The sequence below is a fragment of the Candidatus Poriferisodalis sp. genome, assembly GCF_965203655.1.
Classification (GTDB): Bacteria; Actinomycetota; Acidimicrobiia; order Acidimicrobiales; family Poriferisodalaceae; genus Poriferisodalis.
The window spans coordinates 45,381-64,033 of sequence record NZ_CBDBDD010000001.1; the positions used below are offsets into that span (position 1 = coordinate 45,381).

The 18,653-nt window shown below is 65.9% G+C and carries 18 protein-coding genes; 6 read left to right on the top strand and 12 right to left on the bottom strand.

What is annotated here, in order from left to right; translation table 11 throughout:
- The first annotated feature begins 40 nt into the window (after positions 1-40).
- On the top strand, positions 41-769 hold the full coding sequence (locus tag ACOGW9_RS00190) for an SDR family NAD(P)-dependent oxidoreductase (protein ID WP_419907251.1): 729 nt from the start codon (positions 41-43) through the stop codon (positions 767-769).
- Between the two features lie 14 nt (positions 770-783).
- On the opposite strand, the gene ACOGW9_RS00195 is transcribed toward ACOGW9_RS00190, so the two are convergent.
- Positions 784-1,737: a sterol desaturase family protein gene (locus ACOGW9_RS00195; RefSeq protein WP_419907253.1), complete on the bottom strand. Its 954-nt coding sequence runs from the start codon at positions 1,735-1,737 to the stop codon at positions 784-786.
- A 47-nt stretch (positions 1,738-1,784) separates the two neighbouring features.
- On the opposite strand from ACOGW9_RS00195, the gene ACOGW9_RS00200 reads away from it, so the two are divergent.
- Positions 1,785-2,402 carry a 5-formyltetrahydrofolate cyclo-ligase gene (locus ACOGW9_RS00200; RefSeq protein ID WP_419907255.1) on the top strand — a complete coding sequence of 206 codons (618 nt, stop codon included), beginning with the start codon at positions 1,785-1,787 and terminating at the stop codon, positions 2,400-2,402.
- A gap of 62 nt (positions 2,403-2,464) precedes the next feature.
- Positions 2,465-2,764, top strand: coding sequence for a hypothetical protein (locus tag ACOGW9_RS00205; protein ID WP_419907257.1), 300 nt, complete (start codon positions 2,465-2,467; stop codon positions 2,762-2,764).
- A 49-nt stretch (positions 2,765-2,813) separates the two neighbouring features.
- Here ACOGW9_RS00205 and ACOGW9_RS00210 read toward each other — a convergent pair whose 3' ends face one another.
- Complete coding sequence (locus tag ACOGW9_RS00210) at positions 2,814-3,473, bottom strand: DNA-3-methyladenine glycosylase I (RefSeq protein WP_419907259.1); 660 nt, start codon at positions 3,471-3,473, stop codon at positions 2,814-2,816.
- Positions 3,470-4,507, bottom strand: coding sequence for a TIGR03617 family F420-dependent LLM class oxidoreductase (locus tag ACOGW9_RS00215; protein ID WP_419907261.1), 1,038 nt, complete (start codon positions 4,505-4,507; stop codon positions 3,470-3,472). The genes ACOGW9_RS00210 and ACOGW9_RS00215 overlap by 4 nt, the downstream gene beginning before the upstream one ends.
- Before the next feature lie 146 nt (positions 4,508-4,653).
- Here ACOGW9_RS00215 and ACOGW9_RS00220 point away from each other — a divergent pair, with 146 nt between their 5' ends.
- Together ACOGW9_RS00220 and ACOGW9_RS00225 are read left to right on the top strand one after the other, a co-directional pair.
- Complete coding sequence (locus tag ACOGW9_RS00220; RefSeq protein WP_419907263.1) at positions 4,654-4,881, top strand: FitA-like ribbon-helix-helix domain-containing protein; 228 nt, start codon at positions 4,654-4,656, stop codon at positions 4,879-4,881.
- On the top strand, positions 4,878-5,285 hold the full coding sequence (locus ACOGW9_RS00225; RefSeq protein WP_419907265.1) for a type II toxin-antitoxin system VapC family toxin: 408 nt from the start codon (positions 4,878-4,880) through the stop codon (positions 5,283-5,285). The genes ACOGW9_RS00220 and ACOGW9_RS00225 overlap by 4 nt, the downstream gene beginning before the upstream one ends.
- An 87-nt stretch (positions 5,286-5,372) precedes the next feature.
- On the opposite strand, the gene ACOGW9_RS00230 is transcribed toward ACOGW9_RS00225, so the two are convergent.
- From ACOGW9_RS00230 to ACOGW9_RS00245, 4 genes are all read right to left on the bottom strand, one after another.
- Positions 5,373-7,169, bottom strand: a complete 1,797-nt coding sequence (locus ACOGW9_RS00230) for a 3'-5' exonuclease (protein ID WP_419907267.1) — start codon at positions 7,167-7,169, stop codon at positions 5,373-5,375.
- A gap of 81 nt (positions 7,170-7,250) precedes the next feature.
- The gene (locus tag ACOGW9_RS00235; protein ID WP_419907269.1) at positions 7,251-12,557 is read right to left on the bottom strand and encodes a RecQ family ATP-dependent DNA helicase; all 5,307 of its coding nucleotides are present in this window, start codon (positions 12,555-12,557) and stop codon (positions 7,251-7,253) included.
- Between the two features lie 73 nt (positions 12,558-12,630).
- The gene (locus ACOGW9_RS00240; protein WP_419907271.1) at positions 12,631-13,050 is read right to left on the bottom strand and encodes a type II toxin-antitoxin system VapC family toxin; all 420 of its coding nucleotides are present in this window, start codon (positions 13,048-13,050) and stop codon (positions 12,631-12,633) included.
- Positions 13,047-13,274 (bottom strand): CopG family transcriptional regulator, encoded by a 228-nt coding sequence (locus ACOGW9_RS00245; RefSeq protein ID WP_419907272.1) that lies wholly within the window; start codon positions 13,272-13,274, stop codon positions 13,047-13,049. Before ACOGW9_RS00245 ends, ACOGW9_RS00240 begins: the two co-directional genes overlap by 4 nt.
- 126 nt (positions 13,275-13,400) lie before the next feature.
- Between ACOGW9_RS00245 and ACOGW9_RS00250 the strand changes: the two genes are divergently transcribed.
- On the top strand, positions 13,401-14,753 hold the full coding sequence (locus ACOGW9_RS00250) for a hypothetical protein (protein WP_419907274.1): 1,353 nt from the start codon (positions 13,401-13,403) through the stop codon (positions 14,751-14,753).
- A gap of 46 nt (positions 14,754-14,799) precedes the next feature.
- On the opposite strand, the gene ACOGW9_RS00255 is transcribed toward ACOGW9_RS00250, so the two are convergent.
- The 5 genes from ACOGW9_RS00255 to ACOGW9_RS00275 form a co-directional block, all read right to left on the bottom strand.
- The gene (locus tag ACOGW9_RS00255) at positions 14,800-15,267 is read right to left on the bottom strand and encodes a VOC family protein (protein ID WP_419907276.1); all 468 of its coding nucleotides are present in this window, start codon (positions 15,265-15,267) and stop codon (positions 14,800-14,802) included.
- An 88-nt stretch (positions 15,268-15,355) separates the two neighbouring features.
- Positions 15,356-15,877 carry a UGSC family (seleno)protein gene (locus ACOGW9_RS00260; RefSeq protein ID WP_419907344.1) on the bottom strand — a complete coding sequence of 174 codons (522 nt, stop codon included), beginning with the start codon at positions 15,875-15,877 and terminating at the stop codon, positions 15,356-15,358.
- Between the two features lie 74 nt (positions 15,878-15,951).
- Positions 15,952-16,731 (bottom strand): hypothetical protein, encoded by a 780-nt coding sequence (locus ACOGW9_RS00265; protein ID WP_419907278.1) that lies wholly within the window; start codon positions 16,729-16,731, stop codon positions 15,952-15,954.
- Between the two features lie 48 nt (positions 16,732-16,779).
- Positions 16,780-17,844 (bottom strand): hypothetical protein, encoded by a 1,065-nt coding sequence (locus tag ACOGW9_RS00270; protein WP_419907280.1) that lies wholly within the window; start codon positions 17,842-17,844, stop codon positions 16,780-16,782.
- A 6-nt stretch (positions 17,845-17,850) separates the two neighbouring features.
- Positions 17,851-18,627 carry a TIGR00266 family protein gene (locus ACOGW9_RS00275; protein WP_419907282.1) on the bottom strand — a complete coding sequence of 259 codons (777 nt, stop codon included), beginning with the start codon at positions 18,625-18,627 and terminating at the stop codon, positions 17,851-17,853.
- Positions 18,628-18,653: the final 26 nt, after the last annotated feature.

Here is an 18,653-nt window from a genome sequence, read left to right on the forward strand (position 1 = left end):
GCGTCGGGATGACCCGACCGCCCGGCAGGAGGTATGCGAGATGCGAGACATCACCGGATGCGTGGCGATGATCAGCGGCGCGAATCGCGGCATCGGCGCCGCAGTGGCCGAGGCGCTGCATGCGGATGGCTGGGCGCTGTCGCTAGGCGGACGCGATGTGGCCGCGCTCGAAGCCTCAGCTGCCTCGTACCGCACCGACGACGGCGGCGGCCCGGCCGTCACCCTGCACCGCTACGACGCCACCGACCTCGATGCAGCCGAGCGCTGGACCGCCGAGACGATCTCGGCACACGGTCGGATCGACTGCCTCGTGAACAATGCCGGCGTCGCCCATCCCGATGTGTTCGAGGAGCTGACCGAAGACACGCTGGACGAGATGTGGGAGGTCAACGCGAAGGGGCCGTTCCGCATGCTCCGCGCCACACTCGACCACCTGCGCCGCAGTGGCGAGGGCCGCATCGTGAACGTGATCTCGATGTCGGGCAAGCGGGTGCGGGGCACCTTCGCACCCGGCTATGCGATGAGCAAGCACGCCGCGATGGCCCTGCATCACTCGGTCCGGCACCTCACCTTTCCTGACGGGATCCGGTGCACGGCCGTGTGTCCCGGCTACGTGCTGACCGACATGACCTCGGGTTTCGGCGTGGACCCGTCGATCATGATCCAAGCCGACGATCTGGCTCAGGCGCTGGCCACCATCCTGCGCTTGCCGAACACCGCATCGGTAGCCGAACTGCTCGTCACCACCGAACCAGAGACCATCGCCTGAGCGGCCTCTGCTACCTAGCGAGCTGCGAGCTGGCGGCGACGCTCCACCATTCGATCGGTGGCGTCATCGCTGCCGTCGTGATAGGTGCCGAACCACTTGTCGAGCGGTACCAGCGCGGTTCCGTAGTTGCAGTCGAAGTAGCGGTGGTGGAGCGTGTGGAAGCGATCCCCGCCTGCCACTGTGCTTCCGCCGGCTACGACGAAGCGGTCGAAGCCCGAGTGCGACGCCGCCGGTGACAGCAGGAAGTAGGTGGTCGCCAGTGTCACCAGGTACGGGTTTGCGGGGATGACGAGGAACAAGAACGGCACCGACAGATACAGCAGGTGTTCGATCGGGTGCATCGACACACCCGACCAAGGACCAATGTTGACGTTGCGGTGGTGCAGCGAGTGCGCCCAGCGGTACAGGCACCGCGTGTGCAGCAGCCGGTGGGTGCCGTAGAAGTGGATCGACCCCAGCGGGAAGACGGCCAACGTGAGCGCTGCGGTGTAAGTGAAAGCCGCGAGGCTGCCGGTCGCGGGAACGGTCCAGATGAGGCCGTTGGCATACAGCCACAGCATCAGTGACTCGAACAGCGCCGCTATTGGGCACGCGCTGGCCAGCGACCAGAAGACGTTGTCACGTGTCTGGTTGCGAAACAGGAACGGGCGGCGACCAACCGAGAGCCAACGCTCGTCGTACTTGTGCAGGGTGCCTTGGCGGCGGCGGATGTACAGCCACCAGTGCAAGCCGCCGGCCACCGCAATCATGAGCGCCACATTGCGCAGGCACACCGCTGCGACGGCCCACGCCGCTGGCGTAGCGAAGCTCTCGAGCGACGGCGTGAGCCAGTTCCACGCCACGATGCCCACGGCGATCCACAGGCCGCCCTGCCACCACAGAAACTTGGTGATCGTCCAGCGCGCCATCGCGAGCGGGCGAGGCGGCCGGTCGTACAGCGGCGGGAGCGTCACCTCCCCAATCCCCACGACGCGAATTGTATGGCTGCGGGTGCGAGACACCTAGCGTCGTTTCTATGAGCGGTGAGCCGGGACCTGAGTCTTCGAAGGACGCCTGGCGTCGGTGGATCCGAGACCGCCGGAAGCCGGTCACGGCAGCGTCGATAACCGCCGTGATCGCGGGGCTTCAGGCGTTCATCGAGGCGCTCGACGAGAACTCGGCGGCTGTCGCCGGGAGGCTGGCGCCTACGGGAGCCAACCTGATCCTCTTCTACCGGGCTATGGCGAACGAGCTGTCGCTGGACGCGCTGGCAGATGCCGTCGGCTGGCAGCGCTTCGCCGTGACGCGCACTCCCCCGGATGGCCCGCTCACGCTGCATCCGGCGATCGGTGCGATGGAGCAGCACCGGTACGGCTTTCCCCAGCCCACTGCGGATGCGTTCGAGCTGCAGCCCCGCCACATCTCGCTGGCGCTGGTACCCGGTGTGGCCTTTGACCGTCACGGCACGCGACTGGGCCACGGCGTGGGTTACTTCGACGAGCTGCTGGCCCGGTTGCCCGAGGACTGCCCGCGGGTCGGGGTCGCCTGCCGCGACATCGTGTTCGAACAGCTTCCGTCCGAGCCCCACGATGTACCGATGACCCACCTCGCCACCGAGGACGGCGTCGTCGATCTCGGCTCCGATGGCGCCTAGTGGTACACATCGTCGAATCGCGCTAGCAATAGCGGTGACGCACCACACCGAGAGGAGCCGGCATGGCGACACAACTGCGCCGCTACGACGTCATCGAAGGTCAGATGGACTCGCTGCTCGAGTGGTTCCCCAACATCATCGCCGTGCGGGAGAAGTTCGGCTTCAAGGTCGAGTTCATGTATGCCGACCGCGAGAACAACCAGCTTGTGTGGGCCGTGAGCCACCCCGGCGATTACGAAGCCGCGTACGAAGAATTCGCAGCGTCACCCGAACGGGCGGCCGTGTTCGCCGGCCAGCCCGATCGAGTCAGCGGCATGCACCTGTCGATGGTGGACACCGTCATCGCCCCCGGCTCCGACTGACAGCCAGCCGCCGGCGTCACGAATCCGTGCTGCGGGTTGGGACTGAACCTCAGGTGCCCAGTGCGACCGGTCGATCAAGCGCTGCGCGCGCGGCCTCGATGACGGGTCGGCGGTGACAGCCCTCGAGGTGGTCGTTGACGATGCCGGAGGCCTGCATGAGGGCGTAACAGGTGGTGGGGCCGACAAACCGCCAGCCCTGCTTGCGCAGTGCCTTGCTGAGCGCTGTCGATTCGGGTGTTGAAGGCATCGAGGCGAGCGTGCGGTAGTCGATGACGGGCGGCCGATCGCCGGGCTGCGGTTCGAACGACCAGAAGAAGGCCGCCAGGCTGCCGTGCGCATCGATGGTGCCGAGCGCAGCCTGGGCGTTATTGATGGTGGCTTCGATCTTGCCACGGTGACGCACGATGCCTGCGTCACCGAGGAGCCGCTCGACATCGGCGTCGCCGAAGCGGGCCACCGCCTCGAAGTCAAACCCGCAGAACGCGGCCCGGAAGTTCTCCCGCTTGCGCAGGATCGTGAGCCACGACAGACCCGATTGGAAGCCCTCGAGGCACATCTTCTCGTACAGCCGCACGTCGTCGGTGACCGGCAGGCCCCACCCGGTGTCGTGGTAGGCCTCGTAGTCGTCGTGGCCCTCGCCCCACCAGCACGCCAGCGTTCCGTCAGCTCGCCGCCTCAGCCCCTCAGGCACAGCGGCCGGTTGATTCATGCGGCACTGGCGGCTGCGACGGCCTCGGCGATCGCGTCGTTGGTGGGTGTCGGACCGTAGAACATCATCGTGGTGCGGTCGGCGAACGTGTTGCGCTCGGCGATCTGCACGCCCACGGCTGACGGTGTGCCAGACACGACGATGAGATCCAGCAGATCGTCGTCGATGAGATCGCTCATCTCCCGCCAGTTGCCCTGCTTGGACAGCGTGTTCAGGCGCGGCTGCAGTTCGCCGTAGCCGTGGTGGTCGAGCGCACCCGCGTAGGCCGGCGTCGATCCGTAGAACGCGAGCTGGCCTGCGGCGGAGCGGCGCGCCTTGTCGATCTGCTCGTCGTTCTCGCCCATCGCGACGATGGTCAGGCAGGCAACGGTGACGTCGTCGATGTCTCGTCCTGCCGATTCGGCGCCGGCCGCCATGGCCGGGAGCGTGACATCTGTCATGAACTGGGCGGTGTGGAACGGGTGCACGAAGAATCCGTCCGCCGCCGCACCGATCACCTCGACCATGCGGGGGCCGACGCCGGCCACGTAGATCGCCGGCGGCGCCATGCCGATCGGGCCCGGATTGAAGAACGGCGTCATCAGGGTGTGGGTGTAGAACTCGCCCCGGTGGTTGAGCCGTTCGCCGGTCTCGAAGGCGTGCCAGATCGCCCGCACCGCCTCGATGTACTCACGCATCCGCTCGGCAGGGCGTGACCACTGCTCGCTGTAGCGCTTGGTGATGTGGGGCTTGATCTGCGTGCCGAGCCCCAGGATGAAGCGACCGCCGCTGTGGCGCTGCAGGTCCCACGCAGTAACGGCGCATGTCATGGGGTTGCGGGCGAAGGCCACGGCAATGGCCGTGCCGAGCTCGATGCTTTCGGTGCGCTCTGCTGCCAGCGCCAACGGCAGGAACGGATCGTGGGACGCCTCGAACGACCACGCCGCCGAGAGCCCCATCTCCTCGAACTGCGCTGCTTCGTCTGCGCAGCCCCCCGGTGTCGACGCAGTCGTCGCCCCGTCGATGCGGTGCTGTGCTGTTCCGGTCGTGTTCATTGGACAGGCCTCCTGAACGCTCGCTGTGCCAGCCCACCGCCGAAGCCGTTGGCGGGCCGGGTGAATCTTGCCCTATGGAGCGTTCGTAGGCTGCGGGAATCCGCTTGCGTGACTGCATGAACATTGCATGAGAGTATGATTTCTGCATGACATCACTGCAGATTCGAGACATGCCGGATGAGCTTCATCGCCGTCTGAAGGCGCGCGCCGCCTTGGAAGGCCAGTCGATGTCGGAGTACGTGTTGCGCGAGCTGCGCCGTTCGCTCGATATCCCGACACGGCAGGAGATGCTGGAACGTCTCGCGGCGCTTGACCGCATCAAGGTGACCGAGTCGCCTGCCGACGCGGTGCGCGCGATACGCGACGCGAGGTGATCGTTCTCGATACATCGGCCGTCATCGCCTGGCTGCTTCGCTTGCCGGAAGCAGCCGACGTCGAGCGTCGTGTGATGTCTTCCGATTCGCTGCACGCTCCTGCGCTGCTCGCAGTGGAAACTGCCCATGTGCTGCAGCGTTACGTGCGACGAGGGGATCTCTCGGCCGAGCAAGCGCAGCATGCACTGGACGAATTCCCGCGGCTCGGCATCGTGGCCCATCCACATGAGCTGCTGCTGCCGGTGATCTGGCGGCTGCGCGAGAACTTCACCGCCTACGACGCCTCGTTCGCCGCGCTGGCCGTCATGCTCGACGCCCCCTTGGTGACGCTCGACGCCCGCACCGCACGCGCACCCTGGCCAACCGACCTGCCGCCGCCACGCATCGACCTGATCGCGGATTAGCAGCGCTCTGGTGCCATCGGCAGCCTCTTGGCGGGCATGCCGTGGCCCCACCGAGTCTTCGTGCCGGTCACCGCATAGTCACCAGGATCAGAGCTGGGCCGAAGGCATCTCGGGCAGATGGCTGATTGCGTTCATGATGCCCTTGCCGGAGCAGGTGACGGTCAGCGATTCGCTGGCTCGCGTCATGGCGACGTACAGCAGCCGGCGGCGCTGGCGGTCCTGCTCCGCGGGCTCGTCGTCTTCGACCCAGATGTCGTTCGCGCCGCCGATGACGACATGAGGAAATTCGAGGCCCTTGAGCAATTGAAGCGTGGCTATGCGGATGACGTTGCGGGCCTGCGCCACCTTGTCCTTGTGTGCTTGGGCGTCGAGGGAGGCCTTCGGACCGATGCGCGCCAGAGCATTCTTGCGGAAGTCCATGGAGCCGGACAGGATTGCGATGGCATCGCGTGGAATTCCGTCAGGGCGCAATCGCTTTACGTGTTCGAGTGCCGCTTCAACTTCGGACGTCATGCCGTCACATTCGATTAGCCGCGGCAGCACGCCGTGACGTACGGCCTGATCCGGCTGCACCAAGACGTCGAAGTCATCGGGCTGTTCTTGATCGGCGACGCGTTGTGCTGCATCACCCAGATACTCAAGCGCCAAGTCAAGAATCTCGTTGGTATTTCGATAGTTGCGCTTGAGCACGGTTGTGCGGCCACGCGCCGTCATGTCCGGTGGGTTCCACCGCTTCTTCCCGGCGTAGATTCGCTGGGCACCGTCGTGTGCAACCAGCAGGTTGTCTCGATGTGGTTTCAGTGCTGCCCACGCCATGTCGAGGCCTTCGGCACCGAGGTCTTGTGCCTCATCGACGATGACCATGTCGTAGCGCTCGGCTGCGTTCCCCGAGTCAAACACCTCGACCGCAACCTTGCGCAGCAGCTTGAAGAACAGGACTCGGTCACCCGCTGCCTCCTTCTCGACCTCCCCGGTCCTTCCCGCCTTCGCTACGACCTGATGAGCCAGTTTGTCGATATGGATCGCCCGAATGTTCTGATGATCAAGAGTCTCTGCCTTCAGGGCCGAAGCGAGCGGTCTGTTGAAGCACAACAGCAGAATCCGCCAATGGGAAAAGTTCCGGGCCATGTGTTTGGCTCGGTGCGTGAGCACGAGTGTCTTGCCGCTGCCGGCGACGCCTCGTATCACCCGATACCCGGCCCCCAAGTGACGGGCCATGCGTTCTTGCTCGCGGTCGAGTGTTCGAATGATGTCCTCGCTGGCAGCATCGGGTTCTCGGAACATCGCAGCGGTCTTGCCGGTGATGATGATCTCGGGCTTGATCGCTGCTCGGGTCTGTGACTGTTCCGCGGGCCCGAGCTGCAGAATCTGGCCTCCGATGGCGCGCTGAAGCGCTAGGCGAAGCGCACCTGCTTCGAAGTCATCACGAGTCAGCAGTGGCAACTTGGTATTGATCTCGGCTGCATGCTCCCGGCTGGTCTGCGGCACCGCTAGGACATGCCGCACCGGCAGGGACTCGACCGGGACTTCGGCGACACTGCCGCCTAGCTCGGCTGTCCGTTCCACTACCAGGCGATGGGTCGCTCCCTCGTCGAGCCGTGCGCGTCGTCGTCGAGACGCCTTGATCTGCCGACGCGACGGTGCCTGCAGGACGGCGATCCCGGCCTGCGGGTCGAGCACCACCAGATAGCAGTCACTGTCGTCGCTAGGTGTCGTAGCGCCGTCAAACTCGCGCCGCAGCGCCGCCGCTTCACCCTCTCCGGTGCGCTCGAGCCAGACAGTTACTTCATCTGGCAAGTCGTCCCGAAGGTGCCGAGCCACCTCATGCAGCCGATCGGGCACATCGCTGCGACTCGCAAGATTCTCAGGCTGCAGGAATGCCATGCGTGCTCCGCGGGTCGCGCGGCTCGACTGTAGTGAAGGCACTTTCCCGCTTGCGGACGTGGGCCGATGGCCATGAGGCGCCTACATGGTGCAGGCGAACTCAGAATCGTCGTCGGTGAGTTCGAGCCGAACGTAAGAGGTGCCGTCGAACTCGTCGGCGACGGCAGCGACAAGGCCCTCGCCAATCAACGCGTCAACTGCTGCTCTCACGTCTTTCTCACCGAGGAACGCCAGCCGGCCTGCTGACGGGTGCGTCACCAGACGCGAAGTCGGACCACCCGCCCCGACGGCCTCGGCACCCCACAGGTTGCCTGCAAGACAGCGTTCGATGTTCTTGCGTGAGTATCGCCAATGAGCGGTGTCTGCCAGCAGGCCGAGGATGATTTGAGCGACCGGTAATGCCTCGCGCAGGCCGGCCTCGGTGAGATGGCTGTCGGCCCACGGCCGCGGCAGGTCAGAGCACATGTCACACCGGCCACAGCCATCGTCGACGGTCTGCGGCGGTGCATCCGATGCATCGAGATACTCGAGAAGCGCCGCTACTCGACACGCGGCTCGGTCGCGAGCGAACTCCTTCGCACGATCAGACTTCTCAGCCACTTCGCTGCGACGTTGTTCGCATTGTCGCTCGATCTCTGCCCAGTCCGGTTCGCGCTGCGAACGCTCCAGCACCCATCCGTACTTCCAGACAGTGAATCCGATGATGTCTCGTAGCTGGAGCTCAAGCAGATCTTGCGCGACCTCCACCTCGGATCGCCCGAGTTCCTTCGACCACTGCGGTGCGTCATAACGGCCGTCATGTTGCTCCGCCAATTCAATGATCTGCTGGGCGCGTGCGATGAACTCCGGTTCGACTGCTGCGTCTCTCTGCAGACCCGCAACCCCGTCGGCATTCGGCGTGTTGGAATCGGCCGACACGTCGCTCAGGCGCAGCTGGCTGAGCCGCTTGCGCGTGTCGTCGATGATTGTGACGCGGCCCTCCCACGGCGTGTCAGGGTGGCGCTTCAAAACGTCCGCGATCGCCAAGTAGTGAACGGCGAGCGAGGTCGCGACCGATTCCGCGTCACTCTCGCGGGTCTTGTCATCGGGTCGGTCGACGAGATCCTCCGGGTCGTATGAGCCCAGGCCCGGCAGCAGCTTCGCCCAGATGCTGCGCACCTGCGCGATTGACGGCGCCGCGCTGCGAACGAAGACTCGATGGATGGAGCAGTCCTTCGGCATAGTCAGAAGTACTGCTGTGCCGTCGGTCGGCATGCCGGGTTGACCAGCACCGCGGGCGGCCCTGCCGGTCTCTTGGACGTACTCCTCGATTGTGGCGGGCATCTCGGAGTGCACGATCAGAGCGATGTCAGGCTTGTCGATGCCCATCCCGAAGGCCTTGGTAGCGACGACCACGTCGATCTCGCCATGACGAAATGCGTCCTCGACGTGCGACCTTGCCGCTGTCTCCATGCCTCCGTGGTAGGCGCGAACCGTATGGCCAGCAACGCGCAGCAACCCGCTGACACGCTCGGCGTCGCGTCGAGTCGGCACGTAGACCACAGTTGCCTGGCGGCGATACGCCTCCACCACCTGAACGATGCGGACATCGCGGTCGCTGCGGTTCGCACAGTCCTCAGTGAGGTAGCTGATCTCGGGCCGATCCGGCGATAGCACTATCGCCTCACGAGTCCGCAGTCTCAGTGAAGCCACGATGTCGTCGCGCACTCGGGCGTTGGCCGTGGCCGTCACTGCCAACAGCGCCGGGCGGTCGCCGACGGGCGCTGCCCTGCCCTGATCAATGCGGCGCCGACGTTCTGTCGGTGTCCCGCCGAGCAGCTCAATTGCCTCGGGAATCCTGGCGTACTCGGGCCGGAACGTGTGTCCCCACTGCGAGATGCAGTGCGCTTCGTCGATGGCAATCCGGGCAACGTCGACCTTGGAGAGCAGGCTGATGAACTCCTGCGACCACAGCCGCTCGGGGCTGATGTACAGCAGCTTGTAGTCGCCCCGGGTTGCGCCCCGCAGGATGTCGCGCCATTCGCTCTGCCCCACGCCGCTGTGGATGGCTGCCACCTCGGTGATGCCACGGCGGCGCAAGTTCTCGACTTGATCGTTCATCAACGAGATCAATGGCGACAGCACGAGCGTCACGCCAGGCATCAGCAGCGCCGGAATCTGGTAGGTGATCGACTTGCCCGACCCTGTCGGCAGCACCGAGAGCGCATCTTCGCCTGCCATGAATCGCCGCATCGTCTCGAGCTGGCCGGACCGCCATTGTTCGAAGCCAAAGATCTGACGCACGCGGTCCAGCCGCCGCTCGACGATGTCGCCGTCCCGGGCCTGATCCTCGTCGAGCGCGAGCGCTCGGATCTTCGCGAGGGTGTCGTCGACCGGGACTGCATCCATGGCGCTCCGCAGCTCATCGGTCAGCTCGATGCCGTCGAGATGCCCACAGATGCGGTCATACGCGTCGTTGGGATCACGTACGCGGTGCTGTGCGGGCGGACCGGGCAGCGTGCCGAGGATTTGCTCGGCGTAAGAGCTGGCCCTGCACAGGCGGTTGTCCAGCATCACGGTCACCCCGCGATCGTCTGCCGCACGGATCAGCCGTCCTGCCCCCTGAGCCATCCTCAGTGCGGCGCGTGGCACGGCGTAGTCAGCGAACCCATCCTTGCCCTGCTGCTCCACAGCTTCCATCCGAGCGCCCGAGATCGGGTCAGCAGGAGAGTCGAAGGGGATTTTCTCCAAGAGGAGCAAGCTCAGCGCCTCGCCGGGGATGTCGACGCCCTCCCAGAACGAGCGCAGAGCGAGCAGGCTGGTGGCCATCTCAGTTCTCATTCGGGCGACGAGCGCAGCTGCTGGTGCGTCGCCTTGGGTGAGCAGCGGAATTCCGTGCTGATCGAGGTAGTCACGGAGCTTGTTGCGAGCCGCTTCCATGCGGGAACGAGCGGTGAACAACGCCATCGCCCGACCTCGGGACAACAGCATCAGCCGCCCGGTCTCACGGCCTGCTGCCTCGGTGAACTCGTCCATCAGGCGTGCTCTGGGGGATGGCAGCCAGTCAGCCAAGATCAGCAGATGCTGTTCGCTGAGCGCTTCAAACGGAGTTGGCAGGGCCCTCGTCTGGGCGGCGTCGAGACCCAGTGAATTCAGGATGTGGCTGAAGTTGCCGCCCACTTGCAGGGTCGCCGATGTTGCGACTGTGGCGTCGAGCTCATTCCACAGCTGCCGCAACTGCGGCGCTACCGACAGGGGCACATGCCGCAGCAGCCATGTCCAGCGTCCTTCGGTGTACTGGACCTGACTGACTGCGATGCGCTGTTGCTCTTCAAGATTGGCAATCAGACTTGCGCCGCGTATCGCATCGCCGCCGTCTCCCGCAGCCTGCGGGCCAGCCGAGCCCGCGTCGGCGTGGATGACGCGGCGGAGCGTCTTGGCGGCATTTCGGGCAAAGCGCCCAAGGTGTCGTAACTCGGCTTCGAGGCGGTCGCGCCGGTAACGTCCGGCGAGTTGCTCTGGCAGGTTGATCTCGTTCAGCTCGCCGACGATGCCTTCCACGGCTTCGGCGAGCGACCGCCCTTCGCGCAGCACTGCGTAGTAGTCGGGGTGCGCAGTGTCGATGCCGCGCCGAATTCGATACGACGAGGGATAACGATCGTCGGCACTTGCTGCCGTTCGCACCCGTATGTAGGCCGTCAGCTCCGAGCCGAAGCGCGGCAGCTGATTCCGTATGGCGGTGACACAGCGGCGCACGTCGGTCAACGGCGATTCACGCACGGACCAGCGAGCGGCGCGGGCGAGCCGGCCTAGCGTCCCGCTCCCTGTGCCGCTCGGATCGATCGCATCACAGAGTTGCTCAATCTCGCCCACTCCGATTTCGGCCGTCAGTGCATCGGTCGCCGAGTCTTCGAGGTTGTGCGCTTCGTCGAGGACCAAGTGCCTGGCGTGATCGAGCCACTCGTGATCGGTCACGACCAGCGCATGGTTCAGCACGGCCACATCCGCATGACGCAGCCCGTCACGAGCGCGGCGATAGAAGCACCGTCTGTCCAAGTCAGTCGTTTCCGGACCCGGCTGCTCGCTGACGGAGAGCACGAATCGAAGACTCGACATGACGTCTCGAAAATCGCTGCCGAGTGCCCACGTGTTCAGGTCGTCCCAATCACCCGTCGGCGTCTGTGAGACCCAGCCACACAGGATCGCGAGCGCGAGACCGCGCACTGCTTGACGCGAGCCTGCACGGTTACCGGGATCGTGCTCCGGGTGCGCGGTGCGTCCCGCGACAACATCCTGTGCGTCGCCGGAATGGTCGCCTTGAATGCCCAACTCGCCAAGCGCGCTCTCCAGCGCGGCCACGTCGATGTAGTTGCCCCTGCCCTTGAGCAACACCCAGTTGAAGGGCACCAAGAGCGAGGTCAGTTCCTCAAGGGAGTGCGCGATCTGATCCTGCAGCACCTTGGAATGCGGGGCGATTGCGACCGTCGCGCCACTGGCGCGGGCGTATTCGATCGCGGGTGCGAGATAGGCGAAGGTCTTGCCCGTGCCCGTCGGGGCCTCGATGAGCCGACGTTCGCCTTTGTGCAGCGCCGACGCCACCAAGCGAGCCATCTCGACTTGCTGCGCGCGTGGTGAGCGACCGTGTTCCATCAGCGCTCCGCCGTTGTCGAGCATGCCCGCGGTGGTTTCTGGATCGAATCTGCCAGTCGGTTCGGACCATTGCCGCTGCCTGGACACCGGGATGGTCGAGGCCAGCGACGGCGGGTCGGATTCGGCGTCAAGGAATGCGGACCATGCGTGGGCAGTTGCGTGCAGCACCCAACGTTGAAGTCGGCGAGGCGGGGACGCTTCGTTCATCGACGCGAGCAGCGGACTCAGCACATCAGCCAGCAGACGGGCATCCCCGAGCGCTCGGTGCTCGGAACGGGCGGTGCGTCCCAAGAGCCGTTCCGCCAGATCGTCGAGGCTCCGTCCCAACGGCGGCCTGCTGTCATCACTGCCGCTCGTCATCTCCCGTCCGGCCCTCGGGAACGCGAGGTGTGCCAGGTCCAACGTGTCTAGACGTCGGCCGCCGAGCGCTGGCAGCCCCGACTGCGCTGATGCCTCATCCATCAGCGGGAAGTCGTAGCCGAAGCCGTTGTGAGCGATGAGAGGACGGTCGCCGACGAACGCGGAGAAGCGTCGCAAGGCCTCGACCAAGGTCGGCGCTTGCGCCAGGTCCTTGTCCGTCAAGCCCGTCAATTCCCGAGTCTGGGAGCGCAAAGGCCGGGTTGGTCGCACCAATGTTTCGAACTCGCTGGCTTCGACGCCGTCGACGACGAGCACGGCCCCGATCTCGATGATCTCATGGGCCGGCGGGTCGGAGCGATCCGCATTGGCCTCTAGGTCGAACACCACGTATTCGCGCAAAGCCCACACCCCGCAGGCCGACAACCGGAACGCAAGCTAGACGAGATGGCCGGATCGGGCTGCGATGTCGTTGTCAGCGATCGATGTCGGCGGGCAGGATGCGGAATGGCTTGCCGCGCAGCGATTGAACGACGCGGAAGTGCCGCTCGTCGAGCGTCGCAATCGCATCCTCGTCGTACTTGTCGGCTAGGACCACCAGCGATGCATCGGTCAAGCCAAGCGGCAGGTCGCGGTATCGCTCGATGACAGCGTGTGCCCGGACGAGATCGACGGCATCGAATGCCGCTAGTTCATACGCACCCGACGAGATCTCCTCAAGCACCGCCAATTCGGAATCGACACCCGCGATGCGCGCCGTGAGGTAGTCGAGTTCCGCAAGCACAAAGGGGGAGATCACCAGCGGGCGGGCCTCTGCCAGCGTTTGGGCGCACGGTTCATGCATCCGTTGGTCCGGCACGAATGCGGCCAAGAGAACGCTGGTGTCGACGATCACGTACCGAAACCGGTCTTGGCTAGGTGATCGTCGACGTTCTCGGCGATGTCGGGATCGCCCCAGCCCTCGGTGAACAGCGGGGTTGTCGGCCGAGCCTCACGCCGAGCAAGTGCTTCAGCCAGTGCCTCGCGAACCAGCGCAGCCTCAGAGCAACGGGCTTCCTCCGCTGCGCGTTCAAGTCGTTCCTTGAGTTCATCAGGTAGGTAAATCGTCGTCTGCTTCATGCTGTCAATCTTGCCATGTATTGCAAGATATATTGCACTCCGATCGTGGTTCACTCATAAGCAGCCCACCCGGGATCATCGCGCTCGGCGCTAGGGAAGCGGAAGTGGTTTCTAGGCTGCGGCGTTGTGCGGCATCGGCCTGATCGGCTCTTTCTGCTGACGGGGGGCGTGCAGGGCTTGGCCTTCTCGTGGGGCCTGCCGGCGATGGTGTGGTGGGTGGTCGATCTGCGGCTGTCCCCGTTCCGGCTCGCGGTGCTGGGCACTGCGCTGGTGCTGTCGATTCTCGTGACCGAGACACCGACCGGCGTGGTCGCCGACCTCTACAGCCGCAAGTACTCGGTGGTGGCCGCGTACGTCGTGATGGGCTCGGCGATGGCGTTGGGCCCGGTGACCGAGCTGTTCGGCGTTCTCGTCATCTGGCAGGTGCTGTGGGGGGTCGGCTGGACGCTGCAGAGCGGCGCTGCCACGGCGTGGATGACCGACGAGATCGCCCACCACGCATCGCACTCGCATCGCAGCGCGGCGATGATGCCCGTCGAGCCTTCGACCTCAGGCGACGACTCAGGGGCTGCGGACGGCGGCGATCCCAGCCGCCAGGTGGACGGGCTCATCGTGCGCCATGCCGTCTTCCGGTCCGTGGGCGTCATGGTCGGCCTTGTCGCCGCCACCGCGATGGGCGCGTGGTCGGTTCGAGGATCGATGGCCGTGATGGGCCTGTTTGCGATCGCGGCGGCCGGATACCTGGCCGTCACGATGCCTGAAGCCGGCTTCGAGTCGCCCCGCCGCCGGGCCGGCGGCGCACCCCGGCCGGCGCGCACGAGCGCATGGAAGGATGCGATCACCCTCTGGAAACGAGGCGCACGGCTTGTCCGCCTCAATCCGTCGCTGCTGGCGGTGACTCTCTCGGCCGCCGTCGCCGCCGGAGCGTGGGAAGCCAACGATCGACTCTCCGTCCTGCGGCTGTTCGAACTCGGCCTCATCGAGCTTGACGGCCGGGAGGCCGTGCTCTTCTTCGGCGCAACGTGGTTCGTGATGTCCGCGCTGGCAATCCCCACGATGACGTGGCTGCGCCGTCACCTCGAGCGCTCGCAGGCCGACCAGCGGAGCGCCCGCCGTGACGCTTTCCTGCTGGCGCGGTTCCTGATGGTCGCCGCAGCAGGCGCCCTGGCGTTGGCGCTGAGCCCGTGGTTCGCGGTTGCGCTCATCGGCTGGGCGATCCTCGACGTGGCCGGCGAGACGGCGTATTCGCTGACCGAGGCAATGGCGAATCGGCATGCCGACTCGTCGGTTCGCGCCACGGTGGTCTCGTTCGTCGGACAGTCCCAAGCGGTGGGCGAAGTGTCGATCGGTCTGGCGCTGGGAACGGTGGCGCAGATCGTCTCGGTGCCGTTTGCGCTTGCCATTGCCGCGGCGCTGTTCGCCGTCTCCGCAGCGCCCGCGGCAGTCGTCGGGTGGCGCACCAGCGGCGCCGTGGAGTGATCCGCGGCGCCGGAGGGAGCCGCGAATCAGTGCCAGCGAGGAACTGTCAGCCTTCGGCCATCTCCGACATCGCTGCCTCAGAGCGGCGGGCCATCTCCTCGGGATCGACGTCCTCGATGTGGGTGGTGAGGTTCCAGCGGTGGCCCCACGGGTCTTCGATCATGCCCGAACGGTCGCCGTAGAACTGGTCCACGACGGGTCGCACTTCGGTGGCGCCGGCCGCGAGCGCCGCCGCGAATGTGGCGTCGACATCTTCGACGTACACGCTCATCTGCACGGGCGACCCGCCGTAGTGCTTGGGCGAGTGGAACTCCATCTCGGGGAACTCGTCGGCCACCATGATGAGCGAATCGCCCAACTGCAGCTCGGAATGACCGATGCGGCCGCCCATGTCGATGCGCATCCGCTCGGTCATCCCGAGGATCTCGGTATAGAACGCGATGGCGTCTGCGGCACCGTCGATGCTCATCGACACCGAGATGCGCGGGTAGTCGTCCGGAATGGGGTTCACCATCGTGCTCTGCTCCTGAGTTCGAGGAATCCGGCGCCTCGGCCGGAGCACCCGTCGGTGCGGTCCGCCGGTCCGCGGGCGCAGCCCGAAGCTAGTGCGCCACCAGCACCCTGACGGCCTGCTCGACCGCCGTTTCGGCACGGGCTTCGAGCCCCGCTTGGTCGGCGCTGGCGATGGGGTGCTCGATCACGGTGAAGGGATGTTCGGGCACGCCCTGGACACGGGCCATCAGCTCGGCGGCGTCGATGAACGCGCTGGTCATCACGCTGATCGCGGGCACGCCAACCCGCTCGGCGGCGACGGCGTCGTGCAAACTGCACGACGAGCAGCTGCCTCAGTCGCCGACACCGGCCAGCACCGCGTCCCAGCCCATCGCCTCGGCAAGCAATTCGTGCTGCGCCGGAGCGCTGTAGTTGGACTTGATCCGCCGGATCACCTTGGCCACGCCATGGCGATCACGCAGCAGGCGCTCGACATGGTCGAAGAACGGCTTGGTGTTCTCCTTGCCGTTGGAGATGACGCCGACGGTGGCGCCCTTGAGAGTGGCAAGCCGCGCCGGCGGGGCGAACCCTGCGGGATCCTGCTCGTGTGTCGGGTCCAGCAGTTCCACGATGTCCTCCTAGCGGTTCTCGACAGCTTGTGTCGGCGAGCTCCGGTCAGCTACATGCTGCCACGAGCATTGATCATTCAGCCGTTGATGCTGTCGAAACCCGCGTACAGGAACTCAAACACGGCGCTGGCGGGGTCTGGCGCAGCGATGATCTCCGGATACGGCAGCGACGCCCCGCCGAACGCGTCGTCGTTCCAGTATGGATCGCTGGGATCCACGTCGCCCCATGGCCCCACGTAGGCATACGGGAACGGGTGAGCAGCGTCACCGGGCGACAAGCCGTAGGTGGCCCTGGTGCCGGCGCCAGCATCGCCGATTGCCGTTGCGATGTCGAAGTGGCCGGGCCACAGCTGAATTTCGTCGGGCTCCGCTGCGCCGGGCAGGTCGTGCAACTGTCCGAGCGCCTGCTTGCCGAGCCGGAACCACGCCGCCAGGTGCGCACCCATCTCGGGGCTCACCCGCAGCCAGCGATCGACATCGCCGAGTTCCGGACTGTCGTGCTCCCGCGCCTCGGTGCCAGGCGACACCCCGACGAACTCCGCGGCCGCGGACAGCGTCGTGATGTGGGCGCTGCGCAGGGTGCCGCCTTCGGTGGCGAACAGCTCGTCAGCGCTCACCCACACTTGGCATTCCATCTCGCCGGCACGGCCCATCGTCACCTCGAAGACCGGCGTGCCGAAGCCCTGCGACAGGCTGCGCAGCCCGAACCGGCCGGTCGCCACCCGGCGCGCCTCGCCCACCACGGCGTAGGCCAGCCGGTGGTAGTCCTCGACGGCGGTCAAGTAGTCATCAGTCAGCTCCGCCAGTAGGTCATCGTGCACAGTCTGCGGCTGGTGCGAACTGCGGTTCTTGTCCATGATCGGATTCTTGCGCAGCGTTCAGATCATGGGGTCGCGGCTGGCGGGCTAGCGGATCTCGCAGTCCACGCAGGCGCCGACTGCGACCGTGGCCGCGTGACTGCGCGTGCCGAGCCATGGCGGGATGACGGCTGCGAAGCCGCCTGCCGGCCCGCCTGCAGCAACGATCAGCAGGTCATCGGGCGATTCCAGCGCGGGATAGGTGCGTTCGGCCCGGTCTTTGACAACGGCTCCCTTGCCGACGGCCGCCCAGTCACCCCGGCGCACCCGGGCCCGCTCGTACACGCAAGCGGCGATGTCATCCTTTGACCAGCCGGCCGCATCGAAGTGGTCCCGCAGCTGCGGCGGCAGCACCACGGTGTAGTTGCCGGGCCAGATGGAATAGTTGAGCTGGTTGGCCCGGATCTCCGCGGCGAGGGTCTCGCAGAGCTCGGTCGGGTCGGTCGTCCACTCGTTCATGACCTGCCGGGGCGCCATCGAGGCCACCGCTGTCACCGATGACACGTGCCCCCGCTCGGCGGGCGCCGTGCCGAGCCGCTGGTCGCCGAGCGAGATCCAGCCCGTGGCCTCCTCGTCCTCGGCGATGCAGTAGCCGAGCTTGCCGGGGTGGCCGAGCGTGGAGCGGTCGATGCCGCCGGGCTTGACATCGAGCACGTTGGCCAGCACCAGCCGTACGGCACGGGCGATGACGGCGCGCGACCGGTCGGCTCCCCCAAGCACGCTGAAGGTGGCGTCCATCGCCAGCTCGTGCCGGATGGGGCCGTTCACGATCAGCAGCAGCGCACAGCCGCCGGTGGATGCCGTAGGGCCGTGCAATCCGAATTCGGGCTGCAAAAGGGCCGTGAGTGCGGTCACGACGACCGGGAAGTGCGGCGGCAGGCACCCCGCCATGACGGCATTGATGGCTGCCTTCTCCGCGGTGATGGCCCGCGCCCGCACCGGTTCGATGCCGATGAGATGATCGGGCGGCAGCATCGCCCATTCCAGGCACGCCGCCACCGCGTCGTCGGTGGGCGGCACCACCGGCAGGCCGTCGGTCCACCCACGCGCGTGGAAGGTCTCCTGCGCTTCGGCGAGGTCGTCGACCTTGATACGACTCGAGGTCAGCTGCATGAACTGCTAGCTGCGCTCGAGCATGCCCGCGAGCAGGCCGCGGGAGTCGTCCGACTGCGGGCCCACTGCGTTGGCCAGCACGCGAGAGGCGAGCCGTTCGAATGGCAGCGACTGCAGCCACACCCAGCCGGTTCCCGACACCGTCGCCAGGAACAGGCCCTCTCCTCCGAAGAACATCGACTTGAGATTGCCGGCCCGCTCGATCGAATACTGCAGCGACGGCTGCATGGCCACAAGGCATCCCGTGTCGAGCCGGACGGTCTGGTTGTTCAGTTGGACCGCCTTGATGGAGCCGCCGGCGTGCAGGAATGCCATGCCATCGCCGGAGAGCCGCTGCAAAACGAACCCCTCGCCGCCGAACAGTCCGGTGCCTATGCCGCGCTGGAAGGCGATGTCGATCTTCGTGCCCAATGCTGCGCACAGGAAGGCATCTCGCTGGGCGATGATCTCGCCGCCCATCTTGGCCAGATCCACCGGGATGATTTTTCCGGGGTACGACGCTGCGAACGCCGCCTTGGCCTTGCCGCCGGCGCCGGTATTGGTGAAATGCGTGATGAAGAGTCCCTCGCCGGTGATCGCCCGCTTGCCGGCCGACTTCAGCTTGCCCCACAGGCCGGCGTCGGGTTCGGAGCCGTCACCCATCTTGGACTCGAACGTGACGCCGTCTTCCAGGTACATCATCGTTCCGGCTTCGCCGATCACGGTTTCACCGGGGTCGAGCTCGACTTCGACGAACTGCAGGTCGTCGCCGTAGACCTCGTAATCGACTTCGTGGCTCTGCATTTTGGGGGGACTCCTTCGGGGATACT